The 19,962-nt window shown below is 51.0% G+C and carries 22 protein-coding genes; 21 read left to right on the forward strand and 1 reads right to left on the reverse strand.

Going from position 1 to position 19,962, the window contains the following annotated elements; translation table 11 throughout:
• From recG to DI579_RS01085, 10 genes are all read left to right on the forward strand, one after another.
• Complete coding sequence (gene recG, locus DI579_RS01040; RefSeq protein WP_303678560.1) at positions 1–2,319, forward strand: ATP-dependent DNA helicase RecG; 2,319 nt, start codon at positions 1–3, stop codon at positions 2,317–2,319.
• A 13-nt stretch (positions 2,320–2,332) separates the two neighbouring features.
• Positions 2,333–2,569, forward strand: a complete 237-nt coding sequence (locus DI579_RS01045) for a biotin/lipoyl-containing protein (RefSeq protein ID WP_290595433.1) — start codon at positions 2,333–2,335, stop codon at positions 2,567–2,569.
• On the forward strand, positions 2,569–3,159 hold the full coding sequence (gene rsmD, locus DI579_RS01050; RefSeq protein ID WP_290595432.1) for a 16S rRNA (guanine(966)-N(2))-methyltransferase RsmD: 591 nt from the start codon (positions 2,569–2,571) through the stop codon (positions 3,157–3,159). The genes DI579_RS01045 and rsmD overlap by 1 nt, the downstream gene beginning before the upstream one ends.
• Positions 3,156–3,626: a pantetheine-phosphate adenylyltransferase gene (coaD, locus tag DI579_RS01055; protein ID WP_303678561.1), complete on the forward strand. Its 471-nt coding sequence runs from the start codon at positions 3,156–3,158 to the stop codon at positions 3,624–3,626. Before rsmD ends, coaD begins: the two co-directional genes overlap by 4 nt.
• A gap of 100 nt (positions 3,627–3,726) precedes the next feature.
• Complete coding sequence (locus DI579_RS01060; protein WP_290595430.1) at positions 3,727–4,608, forward strand: DivIVA domain-containing protein; 882 nt, start codon at positions 3,727–3,729, stop codon at positions 4,606–4,608.
• Positions 4,609–4,683: 75 nt separating this feature from the next.
• Complete coding sequence (locus DI579_RS01065) at positions 4,684–5,343, forward strand: DUF177 domain-containing protein (protein WP_290595429.1); 660 nt, start codon at positions 4,684–4,686, stop codon at positions 5,341–5,343.
• Between the two features lie 3 nt (positions 5,344–5,346).
• Positions 5,347–6,237, forward strand: coding sequence for a ribonuclease III (gene rnc, locus DI579_RS01070; protein ID WP_306558832.1), 891 nt, complete (start codon positions 5,347–5,349; stop codon positions 6,235–6,237).
• Positions 6,238–6,273: 36 nt separating this feature from the next.
• Complete coding sequence (gene mutM, locus DI579_RS01075) at positions 6,274–7,152, forward strand: bifunctional DNA-formamidopyrimidine glycosylase/DNA-(apurinic or apyrimidinic site) lyase (RefSeq protein ID WP_303678563.1); 879 nt, start codon at positions 6,274–6,276, stop codon at positions 7,150–7,152.
• 10 nt (positions 7,153–7,162) lie between these two features.
• On the forward strand, positions 7,163–10,768 hold the full coding sequence (gene smc, locus DI579_RS01080; RefSeq protein WP_303678564.1) for a chromosome segregation protein SMC: 3,606 nt from the start codon (positions 7,163–7,165) through the stop codon (positions 10,766–10,768).
• Positions 10,761–11,042 (forward strand): acylphosphatase, encoded by a 282-nt coding sequence (locus tag DI579_RS01085; protein ID WP_290595660.1) that lies wholly within the window; start codon positions 10,761–10,763, stop codon positions 11,040–11,042. The genes smc and DI579_RS01085 overlap by 8 nt, the downstream gene beginning before the upstream one ends.
• An 8-nt stretch (positions 11,043–11,050) precedes the next feature.
• On the opposite strand, the gene DI579_RS01090 is transcribed toward DI579_RS01085, so the two are convergent.
• On the reverse strand, positions 11,051–11,401 hold the full coding sequence (locus tag DI579_RS01090) for a hypothetical protein (protein WP_303678565.1): 351 nt from the start codon (positions 11,399–11,401) through the stop codon (positions 11,051–11,053).
• A 154-nt stretch (positions 11,402–11,555) separates the two neighbouring features.
• Here DI579_RS01090 and ftsY point away from each other — a divergent pair, with 154 nt between their 5' ends.
• From ftsY to DI579_RS01145, 11 genes are all read left to right on the forward strand, one after another.
• Positions 11,556–13,064 (forward strand): signal recognition particle-docking protein FtsY, encoded by a 1,509-nt coding sequence (ftsY, locus tag DI579_RS01095; RefSeq protein WP_303678566.1) that lies wholly within the window; start codon positions 11,556–11,558, stop codon positions 13,062–13,064.
• A 154-nt stretch (positions 13,065–13,218) separates the two neighbouring features.
• A complete protein-coding gene (gene ffh / locus DI579_RS01100; RefSeq protein ID WP_290595424.1) occupies positions 13,219–14,751 on the forward strand; it encodes a signal recognition particle protein in 1,533 nt (510 codons plus the stop codon).
• A 200-nt stretch (positions 14,752–14,951) separates the two neighbouring features.
• Positions 14,952–15,449, forward strand: coding sequence for a 30S ribosomal protein S16 (gene rpsP, locus DI579_RS01105; RefSeq protein ID WP_290595423.1), 498 nt, complete (start codon positions 14,952–14,954; stop codon positions 15,447–15,449).
• Positions 15,450–15,698, forward strand: a complete 249-nt coding sequence (locus DI579_RS01110) for an RNA-binding protein (protein ID WP_290595422.1) — start codon at positions 15,450–15,452, stop codon at positions 15,696–15,698.
• Between the two features lie 57 nt (positions 15,699–15,755).
• Positions 15,756–16,280, forward strand: a complete 525-nt coding sequence (gene rimM, locus DI579_RS01115; RefSeq protein WP_290595421.1) for a ribosome maturation factor RimM — start codon at positions 15,756–15,758, stop codon at positions 16,278–16,280.
• Positions 16,277–17,017, forward strand: coding sequence for a tRNA (guanosine(37)-N1)-methyltransferase TrmD (gene trmD / locus DI579_RS01120; RefSeq protein WP_290595420.1), 741 nt, complete (start codon positions 16,277–16,279; stop codon positions 17,015–17,017). The genes rimM and trmD overlap by 4 nt, the downstream gene beginning before the upstream one ends.
• A gap of 165 nt (positions 17,018–17,182) precedes the next feature.
• On the forward strand, positions 17,183–17,524 hold the full coding sequence (rplS, locus tag DI579_RS01125) for a 50S ribosomal protein L19 (protein ID WP_290595419.1): 342 nt from the start codon (positions 17,183–17,185) through the stop codon (positions 17,522–17,524).
• A 141-nt stretch (positions 17,525–17,665) separates the two neighbouring features.
• Positions 17,666–18,433 (forward strand): signal peptidase I, encoded by a 768-nt coding sequence (gene lepB, locus DI579_RS01130; protein WP_290595418.1) that lies wholly within the window; start codon positions 17,666–17,668, stop codon positions 18,431–18,433.
• 53 nt (positions 18,434–18,486) lie between these two features.
• On the forward strand, positions 18,487–19,140 hold the full coding sequence (locus DI579_RS01135; protein WP_290595417.1) for a ribonuclease HII: 654 nt from the start codon (positions 18,487–18,489) through the stop codon (positions 19,138–19,140).
• A 3-nt stretch (positions 19,141–19,143) separates the two neighbouring features.
• Positions 19,144–19,446 (forward strand): DUF2469 domain-containing protein, encoded by a 303-nt coding sequence (locus DI579_RS01140; protein ID WP_290595416.1) that lies wholly within the window; start codon positions 19,144–19,146, stop codon positions 19,444–19,446.
• 97 nt (positions 19,447–19,543) lie between these two features.
• On the forward strand, positions 19,544–19,945 hold the full coding sequence (locus DI579_RS01145; RefSeq protein ID WP_290595415.1) for a YraN family protein: 402 nt from the start codon (positions 19,544–19,546) through the stop codon (positions 19,943–19,945).
• Positions 19,946–19,962: the final 17 nt, after the last annotated feature.

Here is a 19,962-nt window from a genome sequence, read left to right on the forward strand (position 1 = left end):
ATGCATGTCGATGATTACCTAGCAAGTATTCTCCCCACAAAAGTGGCACACAGTCTGGGGGAGGGGCTGGGTATTCACACAGTGGAGGATCTTATCTATCATTTCCCCCGCCGTTATATCCAGGGCCGCATGGTTTTTGACCCTTCCACAACCACTGATGGAGACAGTGTGATGGTGCGAGGGCGCGTCATACGCGCCGACCTGTCTCGCATGCGGCAACGTAAAGGATACATTCTGCGCGTTACTGTTATATCCGGAGACACACCCATCAACGTGGCGTTTTTCCATCCACACGGCATTGCACGTGTCCTTACCGAAGGAACAGAAGTTCTCCTCGACGGGACTATCCAACGACGCGGGAGGTTCTTCGATATGAGCCACCCGAATTTTTTAGTACTCCGCAAAAATGCTCCCGCCATCGCCGGCGGACAATTCGCCAAACTCCTCCACGCAACCAAGATTGTCGGCAGCACAGCGGTAAATACACCCACTGCCACCTCCGCAGAACTCACCTCTGAAGATCTTCATAAAGATGGGCTTACGGGAGTGGACCCCACTATTATCGAGCTGCTCAACCGGCCGATTATTCCCGTCTACGCAGCCGCCAGTGGAGTGTCATCGTGGCTTCTCATGGTGCTCATTGAAAAAATTCTTCCCCAAGTAGCACCCTTCCCCGAAGTGCTACCACAGGAGCTTCTCGACCGTCACCACCTGATTCCCCTCGATACCGCACTACGAACAATTCACACGCCTACCACCTCCGCCGACATTATCGCGGCACAAGAACGCCTCCGCTACGATGAAGCAGCCAGTCTACAAATGGCGCTTTTACAGCAACAGCAGGAACGTCACGCCCATCAGGCGCCAGCCTGCCCACCACACAGCGAGGGCCTTGTTACCGCCTTGCAGCAGCGATTGCCCTACCGCCTCACCGCTGGGCAAGAAAAAGTACTTGCCGAAATCTCTACAGACATTAGTCAACCCCACCCCATGAACCGTCTCCTTCAAGGTGAAGTAGGCTCCGGCAAAACCATTGTGGCCCTTCTCAGTATGCTGCAAGCCGTCGATAACGGCTACCAGGCAGTCCTCATGGCCCCCACAGAAGTCCTTGCTTACCAACACGCGTGCAGTATCCGAGAACTTCTCGGGGAACTCGGTACGGCAGACCAACTCACATTCACAGATTCTGCCAACTCTGCTGACTCTGCTCAACAAAGCACAGCACCGACCCCACAAACCGCAGTGACCCTCCTCACCGGATCGCTATCCACAGCTGCCAAACGACAAGCCCTCCTCGACATAATGACAGGCCAAGCCGGCATCATTATCGGTACTCAAGCACTTCTCCAAGAAGGCGTAGAATTCTTCCGCCTCGGCCTCGTCATCATCGATGAACAACACCGTTTCGGAGTCCGGCAACGAGAAATCCTCTCTCACAAAGGCCCCGCCGATAGCACACCCCACACGCTGGTCATGACCGCCACCCCCATCCCGCGCACCATCGCCCTCACCAGCTTCGGAGACCTCACCATCTCCACCCTGAAAGATCTCCCACGCGGACGTGCACCCATCACCACCACCGTCATTAACACCAATATGCACCCCACCTGGGTACCGCGCATCTGGCAAAGAATATGCGAAGAAGTCCACCAAGGACACCAAGCCTACGTCGTCTGCCCAGCCATTGACGACAGCGATAATAGCGACCTTGCCACCGTCACCCGCACATACAATGACCTCACCGCCGGGCCCCTCGCAGGCCTACGCGTCGGTCTCCTCCATGGACGGCTCAGCACAGACGAAAAAACCGCCGTCATGGACTCCTTCAGCTCCCACGAATGTGATGTACTGGTGTGCACAACAGTCATTGAAGTAGGAATCGACGTTCCCAACGCCACAATGATGGTCGTTGTAGACGCAGACCGATTCGGCGTTAGCCAACTCCACCAACTCCGCGGTCGTGTCGGCCGTGGAAACGCGCCGGGCCTGTGCCTACTACTAACTGATTGCGACCCTGCATCATCGGCAGAGAAGAGACTAACTGCAGTGGAAGCCTCCACAGACGGTTTCTATCTAGCCCGGGTCGATCTTGCACAGCGACGAGAAGGAAATCTCCTGGGAACAACACAAGCTGGATTGACAATGCCGCTTCGTGTACTTGATATTGCACACGACGAGGATGTTGTGGCTGACGCGCGAGACGATATGGAAGAACTACTGAAGAACTCTTCATCTGAGTGGTCCACCCAGTATCCTGGATGGGCAAACGTCGTTGCGAAAGTTGCGTCCCAGAGCGGCGTTTACTACCCACATGGATAGATACACTGAGAATATGACGAACAACCAGAACACACCAGAGCCGCTGCGCATAGTGGCGCCGCTAGCCGGTATATGGCGCCGCACTATGCCGCAAGATAGCCCGGTGTCACAGGGGGATGTGGTCGGCTACGTTGAAGCCATCAAACTAGATGCTGCAGTTGTTGCCCCAGCAGCCGGAACCGCTCACTATCTACTGAATGATGACTTCGTCAATGTAGACGGCGGAGACCCTCTTGCAGAGATACAGTAATGCGTATCGTTTCTGGTAGCGCACGTGGCCGCAGACTTTTCTCCCCGCCAAGCAGTACCCGTCCCACAACCGACCGTGTACGGGAAGCACTTTTTAACAGTCTAGATACTCTTCTGGAGTGGGATACCACAACTGTGCTTGATCTCTACGCGGGATCAGGGGCAGTGGGGTTGGAGGCCGCCTCCCGGGGAGCCAAAGCCGTCACTCTTGTAGAAAAAAACGGGGCAGCTGTAGCATCCGCAGAACGCAATAAGGCTGTGGTAGACGTGCCGGGAGTAACAATTGTGCGAAGGTCTGTACAGGCATTTCTAGCTGCCCACGGCAATGCTGAGACAGATGCGTTTACTCCCTATGATCTAGTTTTTGCAGATCCGCCTTATACACAAGTAGAAGAGGACTGGCCGGGCATTCTGGAGTCTTTAATAGACAATGGCTGGGTTGCTGACGGGTCCGTTATTGTCCTTGAGCGTTCCTCCCGCGATGCGCCCACGCAATGGCCAGAGTACTACCGCGAATATCGATCAAAAAAGTATGGAGAAACTCGTATCGACATCGCAATTGTCGATAATACGGGTAGTCTAGCTGCATGAGCACTGTAGTTTGCCCAGGGTCTTTTGACCCTCTTACGTATGGGCATGTCGATATTGTGCGGCGCGCTGCGCAGCTTTTTGACAACGTTATTGTGTGCGTCGCCCATAACCCAAACAAACAGGGGCTTTTCACAGTTGCGGAGCGTCTTGAAATCCTGCAGGAAGAGTTTTCCGATATCCCTAACGTTACAAGCGATTCTTTTGCGGGACTACTAGTTGATTACTGCACGAATGTAGAAGCATGTGCGGTGGTGAAGGGTATTCGGTCTAACCAGGACTATGAGTATGAGTTGCCTATGGCCCACGTCAATAAACAACTCTCTGGGATTGACACTATCTTTTTACCGACATCCCCAGAGCTCAGTTTTATTTCCTCTAGTGTGGTGAAAGAAGTTGTTCGTTTTGGTGGGGATGCTAGTGGACTTGTTCCTCCGATAGTTCTGAAAAAGCTTCTTAAACGACTGTAAGTTATGCAGGTCAGGCGACACACCGAGGCACTTTCCCACAAAATCGCTGAAGATTCGGCACACTAGAGATGACCATTAAAAAAGAAGGGTAGGACCACTCATGTTCCACGTTTTTGAAGCACTTGACGAACTTGTCGCCATGATTGAAGAAGCTCGTGGCCTACCAATGTCTTCTCAATGTATGGTGCCCCGCTCCGATGCCCTTTTACTACTTGACGAAATTCGTGACGCTCTCCCCGGCGAGCTAGATGATGCCCAGGATGTTCTTGATAAACGGGACACTCTTGTTAACGATGCCAATGATTATGCAGAAACCACCAAGAACGAGACTAATGCGCAGGTAGACCAGCAGTTGGCGGAGGCGCGAGCAGATGCAGATCGCATGATTGCGGAGGCCAAGGACAAAGCTGACCGTATGCTTGCCGAGGCTACCAACAATTCCGCAGTATTGATGTCCGATGCGGAAAACGAGTCCAATCGGATACTGCATGAAGCACAACATGAGTATCAAACTGTCACGGACCGTGCACAAACTGAGGCAGAGAGACTCCTCGCCAAAGCCAATGATGATTATGAAGCTAGCGTGGCAGCAGGTCGTGCCGAGCAGGCCCGTTTAGTAAGTGAGTCAGAAGTCGTCAAAAAATCGCGGGAAGAAGCTACCCGCATTGTCGATGCTGCTCATGTTGAGGCAGACCGGATGCGTGGAGACTGCGATGTTTATGTCGATACGAAACTAGCCGAGTTTGAATCCATTCTTAACACTACGTCACGCGAAGTTCTCAACGGTCGCAAACAGTTGCGTTCCACTGCTGGTGTAGCAGAGCGTAGCGATGATTATCAGAACTATCAGCCTACAGGCGCAGTGTACGACGAGAACGTTGATGAGGACTATAACGGGTCCTACAACGCTGGCTACAATGCTGACTACAACGACGACTCTCAGCAGGGCGACTACGCCCCCTATAATGACGGGTACCAGTAATTATCTATTGGACTATCTGACTGCAGGGTGTTGTAGCTGGTGTCTCCTTAAGCTGTGACACGTTAAACTAAGTCTGTGACTACGAATACCTCCGAGAACGAATCAAAATTCGTCCTGGACGTGCGTCCGCTGGGACGTGCCGCCGGGAATCATCACCATATTGATCGTGTTTTCCTCATAGATGAGCCCATCGGGTTAGACCTTATTGCTATTCCTGCAGGTAGCCCAGTCTCCGCGGATTTAGAATTAGAAGCTGTTACCGAAGGTATTTTGGTGACGGGGGTTATTGCTGGTCCTACCACAGGGCAGTGTGTCAATTGTCTTAGCGAAATTCATGGGACAGTGGAGGCCTCGTTAACTGAACTGTTCGTCTACCCAGATTCAGAGACAGCTAATACTATCCAGGATGATGACGAAGTATATGTCTTAGACGACCCCACGCAATTGGATCTAGAGCAGGCTATCATCGATGCAGTGTGTCTCGCTTTGCCGTTTGCCCCCTCGTGTTCTTCTGTGGAGGGACACCCGTGCCCCGAAGATGCCGAAATGCCCGAGATTGATGGTGTTTCAGGGGAGGATAATGATCTGATTGATCCACGATGGGCAGCCCTGGAGAAATTCCAAAATCTTGCGTTTTTAAATGATGCTGCCACAGAACCCACCGCTGATGACACAGATGACGCCTCTGCAGACAGTAAAGAATCTGCAGGTAGCGAAGAAAAGAAAGAGGGATAGTTTATGCGTATCCCCTCTGAGTGGGACCTTCCAGCAGGATGGGACTCCGTCGATTATCAACCACTGCTGGATTGTCTGCATGTTGATCTGCCACGGGAACTTCTTATCCACGCATTGTGTCACCGCTCCTATGCGTATGAACATCCCGGTATCCCCAATAACGAAAGACTAGAGTTTCTCGGCGACTCTGTGTTAAGCATTTGTGTCACTGAACAGCTCTTCCGTCAATACCCTGAGCGTTCCGAAGGCGAACTAGCAAAAATGCGTGCCAATATCGTGTCCGGTTTTTCCCTGGCGCGCATAGCGAACACATTGGGGACAAAGGGTCTAGGCGAATATCTTCTGCTGGGCAGGGGAGAAGAGATGACGGGAGGCCGCAGCAAAGAATCAATTCTTGCCGATGCGACAGAAGCCCTATTCGGAGCGACCCACATCACCCATGGCATTGAGGTAAGCCGGCGTGTTGTGCTGGGGCTTATGCAGCCGCTTATCGATAATGCTGGTACGGCAGGAATAAGCCTCGATTGGAAGACTAGTCTGCAAGAATATGCTGCTAGCCACTACAATTCTGCTCCCACTTACTACATCACGTCTACCGGCCCGGACCATGCTAAAGAATTCTTTGCAACAGGCATTATTGCTGGGCGTGCTTTTGGAACTGGAGCCGGCACAAACAAGAAGAAAGCTGAGCAAGCCGCTGCGAAAAATACGTGGGAGGCTATTCAGGAACACCATCCAGGAGTTCCTATCTCGAAGCAAGTAGAAGCTACGCTAGCTGGTATGCCCGCCCATGATGTTGATCTCGATGAGAATCCAACAATGCCGCGTTACGCACTCGATAATGGTGGTTCTTCTACTTCGGCAGTAACGCTGACCTCACCGGCGGAACACTAACGACAAGACAGTCAGAATACTAGTGACGGAATACTAGTGCCAGAATTACCTGAAGTTGAAGTAGTACGTCGCGGTCTCGCCAACCACCTCACCGGCGCTACTCTTCATAATGTTGAGATTACGCATCCCCGTACGGGAAGACGCTATCCCGGAGGAAGTATCGCCTTAGCAGCAGCTCTTGAGGGTGCCACCGTCACCACAATTGATCGGAGGGGTAAGTATCTATGGTGTGTTCTACAAACGCTATCGGATACACCACAGGCGCTTCTCATACATTTAGGAATGAGCGGCCAACTCATTATGGATGAGCAGGAAACACTGCCGCGTCCACACTGCCGCATGTACGCCTCTATTGGTGCAGGACGTAGTATCAGCTTCGTCGACCAACGTACCTTTGGATATCTCACACTGGATGAGCTAGTACATGACGTTCATGCCGACAGATGGGTACCGAGTCTGGCACGCCACATTGCCCCAGATCTCCTTGAAGACTGCTTTAATGCGGAAGCAGCAGCACGAGAATTACGGAAGCACCGCGTCCCCATCAAAACCGCCCTACTGAACCAAGAAATTGTTTCCGGCATTGGCAATATCTACGCAGATGAAGCATTGTGGGCAGCACAGATCCATGGCGCTCGTTTTGCCTCCGGACTGTCCTATACGCAACTCACGCGTATCCTTACCGAGGCACAGAGCGTTATGCGGAAAGCTCTCGCTGTGGGCGGCACATCGTTTGATAGTCTCTACGTCAATACTGCAGGAGAACCCGGATATTTTGCGCGGTCACTCCACGCCTACGGCAAAGCTGGTACACCCTGCGACCGCTGTGGTACACCGCTCACCTCTGTTGTTATAGGTGGACGTTCCCACACATTCTGCCCACATTGTCAGAAACCACCCGCACGAACCAGGTAGAATTCACCACATGTACCTCAAGAGTCTGACCCTCAAAGGCTTCAAGTCCTTTGCCTCGTCAACGACTCTCCGATTTGAACCCGGCATTTGCGCTATCGTCGGCCCCAACGGATCCGGCAAATCCAATGTGTTAGATGCTCTCACCTGGGTCATGGGGGAGCAGGGTGCAAAAGCTCTCCGTGGCGGAAAAATGGAAGACGTCATCTTCGCCGGTACACCCACTAGAACAGCACTTGGACGTGCAGAAGTCACCCTCACCATCGACAATAGCGATGGTGCTCTTCCCATTGAATACACTGAAGTATCTATCACTCGGCGCATGTTCCGGGACGGCGCTAGCGAATACGAAATCAATGGGGATCGCGTCCGCCTCATGGACGTACAAGAACTACTCTCCGACTCCGGCATCGGCCGCGAAATGCATGTCATCGTCGGGCAGGGAAAACTTGCTGAAATCCTCGAGTCCCGTCCCGAAGAACGCCGCGCTTTCATCGAAGAAGCTGCAGGTGTTCTCAAACACCGCCGACGCAAAGAAAAAGCACTCCGAAAACTGTCCGCTATGCAGGGCAACCTCGACCGAGTTAATGACCTCACCAAAGAACTCCGCCGCCAACTCAAACCCCTCGGCAGGCAAGCAGAAGCCGCCCGACGAGCCCAAACTATTCAAGCCGACGCCCGTGACGCCAAACTTCGACTTGCTGCCGATGATCTTGTCCAGCACCGCCATGAAGCAACACAATACACACAGCTTCAGCAGGAGAAAGCTACACAGTATAAGGAAGCAGAAGTACGGTTGCAGCAGCTAACTGCTGCTGTTACTGCTGCCGAGACTGAACTGGCGGAGCTTTCCCCAGCACTGGATAAAGCTCAACAGAACTGGTTTGACCTTTCAGCCCTCTCGGAACGGGTGGCAGCAACACTTCGTATTGCAGAAGACCGTGCCCGGCATCTCCGTGCAGAACCTGAACCTCATTTTGGGGCAGACCCAGACCAATTAGAACAACAAGCAAAAGAAGCTGCGCAGGAGGAAGCTTCTTTTACCGAAGCACTTACCGTCGCTAAGCGCACGCTGCAGGATGCTGCGCATGCGCGGGCGGAAGCCGAAGAATATGCACAAGCTGTTGAGAAAAAACGGCTGGCAGCTATGCGTGCTGTTGCTGATAGGCGGGAAGGTATTGCCCGTCTTGCTGGAGCTATTCAGTCCACAAAAAATGCCATTTCAACGGCGGAAACACAAGCATCTCGCTACAGTGAGGAACTTGCCGATGCTCGTCAACAATGTCTTTCTACGCAGCAGGAAACAGCAGAAGCAGAGACGCGGCTGCGCGAGTTAGAAAACGCAGAGCAACATCTCAATGATCGCTACGACCAAGCAATTGCCGAACGTGATAGTGCCGAAGAACGCTGCACAGAACTACGTAATGAAGAACGTGCTGCCGAAAAGACAGCAGCGGCGCTTCATGCACGTATAGAGGCTCTTTCTCTTAACCTAGCGGCTGGGGATGCTGCCACATGGCTTCACGATCATGCGGAACAATTTGGTATCTCTGGAAAACTTGCTGAAAAAATCACGATTGTCCCGGGATGGGAGGGGGCTATTGCTGTAGCTTTGGGGGAAGCTAGCTCCGCCCACACTATCTCCACCACGCGTCATGCCCATGACGCTATTACATCTCTGCGAGAAGGCTCCATTGGCCGCTCCATGTTCCTTATTGAAAGCCATGATGTGGACACGTTCCGCCTGGATAGCGATTTACCAACAGGTGCACAGTGGGCACTTGATGTTGTTACTGTTCCTGATTCACTACAAAGTGCGGTGACAACATTACTTGTAGATGTTGTTCTTGTAGAAGATTTGGAAACTGCAGACAAAGTTATTGCTGGCGACCGCAGACTCCGCGTTTTTACCCGCAATGGAGATTCTTGCGGATGGGGATGGACGTCGGGTGGTCCTCGCACTGCACATAGCGATGTAGAGCTTCAAGTAGCTATTGAGGAAGCCCGTAAAAACGAAAAAGCTGCCCTCAACAACGTCGAAAAAGCACAAGCTGCTCTACGCGGTGCAGAAGATGATTACCGCACTCGTACTGAAGCTGCCGCACAGGCACAAGCAGCTCTAGTTGAATCCGACTCGGCAATTACGACGCTTACCAAGGAACTCGCTCGCCTTACGGCTAGTGGGCGTGCAGCTACTCTGCACAAGGATCGTCTTACTGAGCAACGCAATCAAGCGGAAGAACAACAGCGTACATTGATGGCAGAGCTCACAGATCTCGAGGAGCGGCAGCGTCTTGCTAGTGAGGAGCAAGAAGAACCCACGTTATTCGACGATACTGCCACTACTGAGGCTGCCGCTGCAGTAGCCCACACGCGGGCTGCTGAGATGGAGGCTCGTCTTGCTGTTCGTACCGCGGAAGAACGTTCAACCCACATACATGGACGTGCTGATTCTCTGCACCGTCAAGCAATGCGGGAGCGTGATTTGCGGAAACGCGCTGCGCGTCGAGCTGCCACTCGACAACAAGCACTTGCCATTATTGCTGCTGTTCAGGAAGCAGGGGAAGATCTCCAAGCTTCACTCCGTCAGCATCTCGCAATAGTGGAGGAGCATCGCCAGCATCTGGCGGCTCAACAAACGAAGCTCACTGAGCACCTTACTACCACCCGTCAGCAGTGTCGTGATGCTCAAGTTGAATGTGAGCAATTACGGGATGCTACCCATAAAGATGAACTATTGCGTGCTCAAGCGGCAGAGCGGTTGCGTCTTATGGAAGAACAGATCTTGGATGATCTGGGGATGGGAGCGGATGACCTCCTCGCAGAGTATGGTCCCGATGTGCCACTTCCGCCGTCTGCTTTGGAAATGCAGGAATATGAGGAAGCGAAAGAGCGTGGCGAAAACGTCAGCAAACCACAGTCATTGCCATACGATCGGGAACAGCAGCAAACACGTCTGCGCATAGCAGAACGAGAATTAGCACGCTTAGGGAAGGTAAACCCACTAGCATTAGAGGAATTCGCGGCCCTGCAAGAACGCTATAGTTTCCTCTCCACCCAGCTAGAGGACATTAAAAAAGCGCGCCAGGATCTTCTTGGTGTCGTCGACGATGTTGATGAACGCATCCAAACGGTCTTTGCGGAAGCCTTCCACGATGTAGCACGTGAATTCGTCACTGTTTTCGCCACACTCTTCCCGGGAGGTGAGGGGCGGCTTTACCTTACTGACCCAGACGACATGTTGAATACGGGTGTTGAGGTAGAAGCTCGACCTCCGGGAAAGAAAGTTAAACGGCTTTCGTTGCTTTCCGGTGGAGAGAAATCATTAACTGCTATAGCGATGCTCGTCGCTATCTTTAAAGCACGTCCGAGTCCGTTCTATATTCTCGATGAGGTCGAGGCTGCGTTAGATGAAACTAACCTGCATCGGCTCCTGGGATTATTTAAAGAGCTGCAGGAACATTCACAGCTTCTGATTATTACTCACCAAAAACAGACAATGGATCTTGCTGATGTGCTCTACGGTGTGACGATGAAGGGTGACGGTGTTACTCGCGTTATCTCGCAGCGTATGCATCCAGTACAGCGCATAGATTCAGCAGAGCAGCATGATGAATGACGATACAGTTCGGCTTGATGCATGGGTACATGGCTATGTACAAGGCGTTGGTTTCCGCTGGTGGACTCGGTGTCGAGCCCTAGAACTTGGTCTGGTGGGAAGCGCCACTAATAAGAGCGATGGGAGAGTCCATGTTGTTGCGGAAGGAACTCGCTCCAGCTGTGAACACTTAGTGGAGTTGCTCCGTTCGGGGAGTACCCCGGGACGTGTTGATCTAGTTGTGGAAAACTATACACGTCCGCGCGGTTTACCAGCAGGTTTTTACGAGCGTTGACGTGTTGTTTAGGGGCGCGGATGAATAGTGAAACCTTGGGACTGTACTTCTCGCTGCAATGCCATGGCTTCCTGAGCTAGATCGAGCCCCTTCTTTGAGCGAGCCATGAGGCGTACTCCGCTAATCTCAGAAACCCATTGCTCTGGTTGTCGCGTTAGTGTTTCTCCAAGGTCATCAGCCGTGCCTACAAAAATATCCCCGTTTGTGAAAATAAAAACGTAAAGGCCGGGAACACAAGAAAAGCGCCGTTGGTACTTCAGTGATGTTGATTCTGCGTAGGGAATTTCAGGTCGGAAACCGCGTTTATCAGCCCATTCGTTAATAGTGGCTCGCATGTCATCAGCAGTTATAGCGCTCATTGGAATCCTTCTGGATAAGGCATAGCATTATTTTTTACTAGTGTTGTCTTTATTATTGTGATGGCTATAGGGCTAACACCAAATCCACGTCTTCTTTTCTCATTTTGTGGAGTCTCGTTCTGCAAGGATCGTCAGAACCTGCCACACTATTAGCGTGGATACTAATACTCTTATCGCGACAATCATCGGTATTGTCATTGGCGTTGTTATTGTTGCTGTTGCAATTACTCTTGCCGTAGGAGCCAAGAAAAAGAAGCAAGATGCTATCTCGTTTTCTGAGAAAGAGCAGCTTGAAGGCAAAGAACGAAGTGGCTCATACAATGCGGGTGGGCAATTTTCTTTCTCGGAAGGAGAAGGAAAACTTAAAGATACGGTGCCTCTTCAACAGTCTGCGCCGAAAGTATCTCAACAATCTGTAGATACGACACTTTCTAAGAAAGAATCGGTACGGGAAGAATCTGCTATTGCAGAACCCAATAATTCTGTCGATACCTCAGCTGAAATTACTCCCGACACTAGTGTTGGCATCGGTACCGAAAGTGCTGCTGAAACTGCCGCCGAAACTAGCGAAGAGACTCACAGTGAACCCAGTACTGGCACTGTTCCTGTTGCTGTCCCTATTGCTACCCCTGCAAGCACCGATGTTTCTATCCCTGTAGATAATGGTGCAGAACCAACTGATACGGCTACTGTTGAAGAATCAGTAGATGAGACAGAACATACAGTAGAAAAAGAAAAAGTTCCTTCTGCACAAGGTCGTCTTTCTCATTTACGTGGTCGTCTCGCTCGTTCTAATAACGTTTTCTCCAAGGGACTTCTTGGTATTCTCGGTGCTGGGGACCTAGACGAAGACGCCTGGGAAGAAGTTGAAGATACTCTCATCATGGCGGATCTGGGGACGACTATCACTATGCGTGTAGTGGACCGCTTGCGGGATGAACTCGCTAGTTCAAACATCCGCGATGAAGCAGGTGCGCGCGCTCTGCTCCGTGACATTCTTATAGAGGAATGCCACCCGGAGATGGATCGCTCTCTCAAAGCTCTTCCACATGATGATCACCCGGCAATTCTCCTTATGGTGGGTGTGAATGGTACTGGTAAAACGACAACTACTGGCAAACTCGCACGTGTACTGGTGGGGGATGGTAGACGAGTACTACTAGGTGCTGCAGATACATTCCGTGCTGCTGCCGCTGATCAGCTCCAAACATGGGGAGATCGTGTAGGAGCCACTACTATTCGTGGCGCTGAGGGATCTGACCCTGCTGCTATTGCCTTTGATGCTGTAGACGCTGGAGTACAGCAGAATGTTGATGCAGTCCTTATTGACACTGCTGGCCGTCTTCACACTAAGACCGGTCTTATGGATGAACTCGGCAAGGTGAAACGGGTGGTATCAAAGAAGGCTAGTGTTGATGAAGTACTTCTTGTTCTTGATGCCACAGTTGGTCAGAACGGTATTCTGCAGGCAAAAGAGTTTAAGAATGTCGTCGACATTACCGGGGTTGTGCTCACCAAACTAGATGGTACGGCCAAGGGTGGCATTGTTTTCCAAGTTCAAGAAGAACTGGGTGTGCCAGTGAAGCTTGTGGGATTAGGTGAAGGGGCGGATGATCTTGCACCCTTCGAACCGGCTGCTTTTGTTGATGCACTTTTAGCATAGATATTTCGTCATTTATGGCAATGGAGTTGTTCTACCTGCGCTTGTCGGAGCCGACAACGCTTCTGCGCGGGTAGACGGGTAACATGAGGGAGAAGTGACGGGCGTTCTTGCGCCCTGCCCCCGTTTCCTGCCCCCGTTTCAGGAGTAAACACACGTGTTTGAGTCTCTTTCCGACCGCTTAGGAAATGCCCTCAAAGGTCTTAAAGGCAAAGGTAAACTTACCGATGCCGACATTGACAGCACTGCGCGCGAAATTCGTCTCGCGTTACTGGATGCTGACGTTGCACTTCCTGTTGTGCGTAGTTTTATTAAGAGAGTTAAAACTCGTGCAAAGGGTGCTGAGGTACATGCTGCGCTTAATCCGGCACAGCAGTTCGTCAAGATCGTCAATGAGGAACTTATTGAGATTCTGGGTGGAGAAGCTCGTAAGCTGAATTTCTCCAAGAATCCCCCCACGGTTATTATGCTGGCGGGTTTGCAGGGCGCTGGTAAAACGACCCTCGCCGGTAAACTTGCTCGTTACCTCGCGAATAATGGCCATACACCCATGTTGGTAGCGTGCGATTTGCAGCGTCCTGGAGCGGTAAGTCAGCTACAGATTGTAGGGGAGCGTACCGGTGTACCGGTATTCGCTCCTAATCCGGGCACCAGTGTTGGTGCAGGAGAAAGCCCTCTTGGCCAAACCTCTGGGGATCCGGCAGAAGTAGCGCGTCAGAGTATTGAAGAGGCTCGGCGTAAAGTCCACGATGTCGTCATTATCGACACTGCTGGTCGTCTTGGTATTGACGAAGAACTCATGGGGCAGGCACGGGCTATCCGAGATGCTGTTAATCCAGACGAGATCTTCTTTGTTCTCGACGCCATGATTGGCCAGGATGCTGTCTCTACAGCTGAAGCATTCCGGGATGGCGTGGGGTTCACTGGCGTGGTACTCACCAAACTCGATGGTGACGCGCGTGGTGGTGCTGCGTTATCTGTCCGTGAAATGACTGGCGTGCCCATTATGTTTGCTTCCACGGGTGAAAAACTAGAAGATTTTGATGTTTTTCATCCGGAGCGTATGGCCAGCCGTATTCTTGGTATGGGAGATCTGCTTACTCTTATTGAACAAGCAGAGCAGGTTTTTGACGAAAAAGAAGCGAAGAAAACTGCCACTCGTATGATGAGCGGTCAGTTGACGCTGGAGGATTTTCTCGACCAATTGTTGATGGTGCGTCGCATGGGGCCACTGTCCAATATTCTCGGTATGATGCCGGGCGGAAAAGAAATGCAGAAGGCTGCTGCACAAGTAGATGAGAAGCAGCTTGACCATATTCAGGCCATTATTCGTGGTATGACACCAGCGGAACGGGAAGATCCCACAATTCTTAATGCTTCTCGCCGGCGTCGCATCGCTGCAGGTTCCGGCGTGACAGTAACCGAAGTCAACCAATTAGTGGAGCGTTTCCTCACTGCCCGTAAGGTGATGAATAAACTCACGAATCGGATGGCGTCTGGTGGGAATCGTCGGAAGGGCAAGGGTAAGAAGGGGAAAAATAGTAAAAAGGGGAAGAACCGTTCGCAGCAGCGTATACCGCAGGGTATGCCAGGCATGCCAGATCTTTCTCGTTTAGCTGGGGGACTAGGACAAATGCCTCCGGGGCTAGAAGGAATGGATTTAAGCAAATTAAAGTTCCCCAAGTTTTAATTTCTTTCCTGTCGTTATTTCTGGCAGAATAGAAGACCAGTCTCCGTTAACACGGAATGACTGTACAGAGGGCGTCGGACTCGGTTTCTCGGACATGTTTCCCAGATGCGCCGGCCGACCGTCACACCCACTCGAGGGGGAAAACCGGATGCAGTCTGCTGTATTGCTGAATTCCCCTGTGACACAGAAAAGGAGCCATTATGGCTGTCAAGATTAAACTTATGCGTCTCGGTAAGATTCGCACCCCTGAATACCGCATCGTTGTTGCAGATGCTCGCACTCGTCGTTCCGGTCGTGGCATTGAGACCATTGGTCAGTACCACCCGAAGCATGAGCCCAGCATCATCGATATTGATTCCGAGCGCGTTCAGTACTGGCTCGGTGTTGGTGCTCAGCCCACAGAAGCTGTTCTAAACCTCCTCAAGATCACTGGTGACTGGCAGAAGTTCAAGGGTCTTTCTGGTGCTGAAGGTACCCTCAAGACTGTTGAAGAAAAGCCCTCTAAGCTGGATCTTTTCAATAAGGCTTTGGAAGAGGCTGCCAACGAGCCTACCGCTGAAGCTATTACTGCTAAGCGTAAGGCCGACAAGAAAGCCAAGGAAGAGGCTGAGAAGAAAGCAGCTGAGGAAGCTGCTGCCGCTGAAGAAGCTGCTTCTGAGAAGGAAGAAGCTGCAGACGAGGCTGCTGAGGCTGAATAAATGCTGAACGCCACCATTGTTGCGGATGCCGTAGACCATTTGGTTCGTGGCATTGTGAGCAATCCGGATGACGTGGAAGTCGCCCTGGTACACGGTCGTCGTGGCCGTACCATCGAAATTACCGTTAACCCGGATGACCTAGGAAAGGTTATCGGCCGCGGTGGTCGTAACGCCACGGCATTGCGCACTGTTGTCAATGCCCTCGGTGGACGAAACTTGCGTGTCGACGTTGTAGATTCCGATCAGTAACTACCATTACGCTGGAAGCAGAAGCTTGTAGTTGCTGCCAGCACAAGGAGTTACCTCATGGAATTAGCCACTGGCACCGTTGTTAAATCTCATGGAGTTCGTGGCGATCTTGTTGTCGACGTACGCACCGATTCTCCCGAAGAACGGTTTGCGGTAGGCACTACAATTACATTACGTCATACGAGCGGCGTTACTTCGCACCATGAAGTAACGGCCGCTCGTTGGCATCAGGGACGTTTACTTGTTCATCTGGCAGATATCAATGATCGCACTGCTGCGGACAACCTCCGACATGCTGAATTTATTATTGACTCGGCAGACCTCACTAATGCTGATAATCCGGAGAAGGATGAATACCATGTCACGTCACTTATTGGACTCAATGCTGTGACGCGAGGGGGAGAGGTAGTGGGAGAAGTAACAGATGTCCTCTCTTACACAGCCCAGGATCTTCTTGTTATTACCGATGCAGAAAAGACGCAGCATCTTATTCCTTTTGTGAAAGCAATGGTGCCGGAGGTAGATATTGCAGGAGGACGGCTGGTCGTTGATCTTCCTGAAGGATTGTGGGATCTTTCATGAAATTAGATATCTTCACTATTTTTCCTGAATACCTTGCTCCACTTCACCAATCACTTCCTGGAAAAGCAATAGAAGCGGGCACAGTTAAGGTAGAAGTTCATAACCTGCGGGACTTTGCGCATGATGTGCATCGTTCTGTCGATGACACTCCTTATGGTGGAGGTCCAGGTATGGTGATGAAACCAACTGTCTGGGGTGAAGCGCTAGATACTGTCGACCTTGCAGATGATCCACTTCTCATTGTGCCTACGCCGGCAGGTCGGCCTTTTACACAACACGATGCTTGTGAGTGGTCAACAGAGCAGCACCTTATTTTTGCATGTGGTCGATATGAGGGAATTGACCAGCGTGTTGTTGACGATGCACGTCGGCGGATGCGTGTTGTTGAAGTATCCATCGGAGATTACGTTCTTAACGGGGGAGAAGTAGCCGTACTCGTTATGAGTGAAGCTATTATCCGTCTACTTCCTGGCGTACTTGGCAATAAGCGGTCCTATGAGGAAGATTCTTTCTCGGATGGTTTATTGGAGGGTCCGTCATACACTCGCCCGGAGGTATGGCGTGATCTTGCTGTTCCGGATGTTTTGTTATCTGGGCACCATGCGCGTATTGACCAATGGCGTCGTGAGCAATCATTACGACGTACATATAAGCGACGCCCAGATCTTCTCAACACTGTAGAACTTTCGCAACGTGATCGTGCATTTCTTGATTCGCTTCACGGAGATGACGATTAAAGGGATTTCCCTGGAGTGATTAGGGAAAACTGCTACTATGTGGCACAATTATTTCGTTGTTTGTGGACTATACGTAGTACGCAAGCTGCCTGATCGGGGTACGAACCAGTTGAGCATGTGCCGCTAGGTTCCTCTGCCTTATGACTAGCATACAAGGAACTTGTTATGAACCTTATTGATTCCGTTGACGCACAGTCGTTGCGAAATGATATTCCGGATTTCCGTCCTGGCGATACCGTCAACGTTCACGTGAAAGTTATTGAAGGCTCTAAGGAGCGTATCCAGGTCTTTAAGGGCATTGTTGTACGCCGCCAGGGCTCTGGTATTCGCGAGACCTTCACCGTACGTAAGATGTCTTTCGGTGTAGGTGTAGAGCGTACCTTCCCGGTACATTCTCCCAACATTGACAAGATTGATGTTGCTGTTCGCGGCGATGTTCGTCGCGCTAAGCTGTACTACCTGCGCGATCGCCATGGTAAGGCAGCTAAGATTAGGGAAAAGCGCTAAGTCGCATTTTCTACTGAGACTTCTACGAACCGGATCAGGAGCATCAGGACTTCTGGTCCGGTTCGTCGTATCCTGTACACAGAGTAATTACCGGACGCGCTATCCTCTATCGCGCCACAGTGAAAGGTTCTCCTACAAAGCATGCTTGGTCGCAAAGAAAAAGACACTGCTGACGCTGTTAATGCGGATAAAGAAGAAGAAAAATCCTTCGGAAGTAGCGTGTTAAGTTTCTTCAAGGAATTGCTCATCATTATCGTTATCGCGTTGGCTATTAGCGCTTTTGTGCAGAATATTTTTGCGCGTGTCTATGTCATTCCCTCTGGATCTATGATCCCTACCCTGCAAGTAGGGGACCGTATTCTTGTCGATAAAATGACATATCGGTCTAGCGATCCCAAGCCCGGCGATGTAGTAGTTTTTAAAGGACCAGATTCCTGGAATGAGTCTTTTGAGTCCAACCGATCAGACAATTCCTTTGTCCGTGCAATGCAGAACACGGGCACTTTCTTTGGACTTGTTCCACCCGATGAGAATGACCTTGTCAAACGAGTTATCGCAGTAGGTGGACAGACAGTTCGTTGCCAGCCGGGGGATAAGGGCGTCACTGTGGACGACCATGTTATTAATTCTTCCTACATACTCTATCCGCCCTTTATCGACTGGGGTGGGAATCCTAACGGTTCCAATGCCTGTGGAGGCCCATATTTTGGCCCCGTTACTGTCCCCAAGGGGTTTATGTGGGTAATGGGAGATAATCGTACAGATTCAGCAGACTCGCGTTATCACATGCAAGATCAGTATCACGGAACTGTTCCAATTTCTAACGTTCGAGGCAAAGTCCAGTCCATTATTTGGCCTGCTGGGCGGTGGCATAAGGTAAAGAGTCAACCACTCCCGCAACCAAAGTAATCGGCCCAGATGCTACTGCGGTAATTGTCGCTATGGGAAGAAAATCTACAGACATGTCCCATCTTCACGAGATGGAACGCGTACTGATATCTCATGGGTGTGGGCCAGTAGCAGGAGTAGATGAGGCGGGCCGTGGTTCCTGCGCAGGACCACTTACTGTGGCTGCGTGTATTCTCCCTATGCAGCCGGTACCGGATCTGGACGGACTTACCGATTCTAAAAAGCTCACTCCCGCGCGGCGTGAACGATTGTTCCCCCTTATTCAAAAATATGCTGTGGCCTGGTCTATTGTGCACTTTAGTGCAGCAGAGATTGATGATAGTGGTATTCAGCATGCCAATATTGAAGGTATGCGACGGGCAGTTGCCCAGCTAGCGATATCTCCTGGCTATGTATTAACTGATGGTTTTTCAGTACCAGGTCTACCAATGCCGTCACTTCCTGTCATTAAAGGCGATGCCAATGTTTTGTGTATAGCGGCTGCTAGCGTGCTCGCCAAAGTAAGTCGAGACCATATTATGGTTCAGTACGCTGACGAGTATCCAGAATATGGTTTTGAGAGACACAAGGGCTATGCGACCGCATCACACCAGGCTGCTATGGAACACTATGGAGTGAGCCCCATACATCGGATGAGCTATGCGAATGTAATGAAGGCTCACGCTATTGCAGGAATGCGAAAAGCGGCACCTGTTAAGGAGGAGTAGCTAATGGGCGTAGATGATCTAGAAGACTATGAAGCAAGGATGGAATTGTCCTTGTACCGTGAGTATAAGGACATCGTTAGCCAATTCAGCTATGTCGTAGAAACCGAGCGGCGTTTCTACCTTGCGAATGCTGTCGAGATGATTCCCCGTAATAGTCAGGGCGAGGTGTACTTTGAAGTACGCATGTCCGATGCATGGGTATGGGACATGTATAGACCAGCACGTTTTGTAAAAAATGTCCGCGTATTGACGTTTAAAGATGTCAATATTGAAGAGCTTGATAAGCCAGACATTGAGCTTCCCTAAGGGGTGTTTTCCACAAATATAGGGCACTGTGTATAGGATGCCGCTATGACGGGTAATGGTGCTCCTATACGTATGTGAGTGCGGCATGCTGTAGGGCATGACAGATACATTAACGCCGCAAGAACTTGGAGTTTTAGGCGAAAACCTTGCAGTTCAATGGTTGGAAGACCGTCACTACACCATTGTGGATCGTAATGTACGTATCCCCGGAATACGTGGTGAACTCGATATTATTGCTTTCGACACAGAGACAACTGAACTTGTTTTTGTGGAAGTAAAAACACGGACAACAACTATTGCTGGTTGGCCAGAGGAAGCTATTACCCGTAAAAAAGCACGTACGATTCGTATGGTTGCTTCAGAGTGGTTGTCACATGCATATGAAGAACCACCGGAGGGATTCCCAGATCATCGAGGGCTTCGCTTTGATGTTCTTTCATTACTAGGTAATCCCACTGAAGGGTTTTCTTTTCGGCATTTCCGGGATGTTCTCTCATGAGTTTGGGGGTCGCATAC

The organism is Lawsonella clevelandensis (assembly GCF_003241315.1).
Lineage (GTDB): Bacteria > Actinomycetota > Actinomycetes > Mycobacteriales > Mycobacteriaceae > Lawsonella > Lawsonella clevelandensis_A.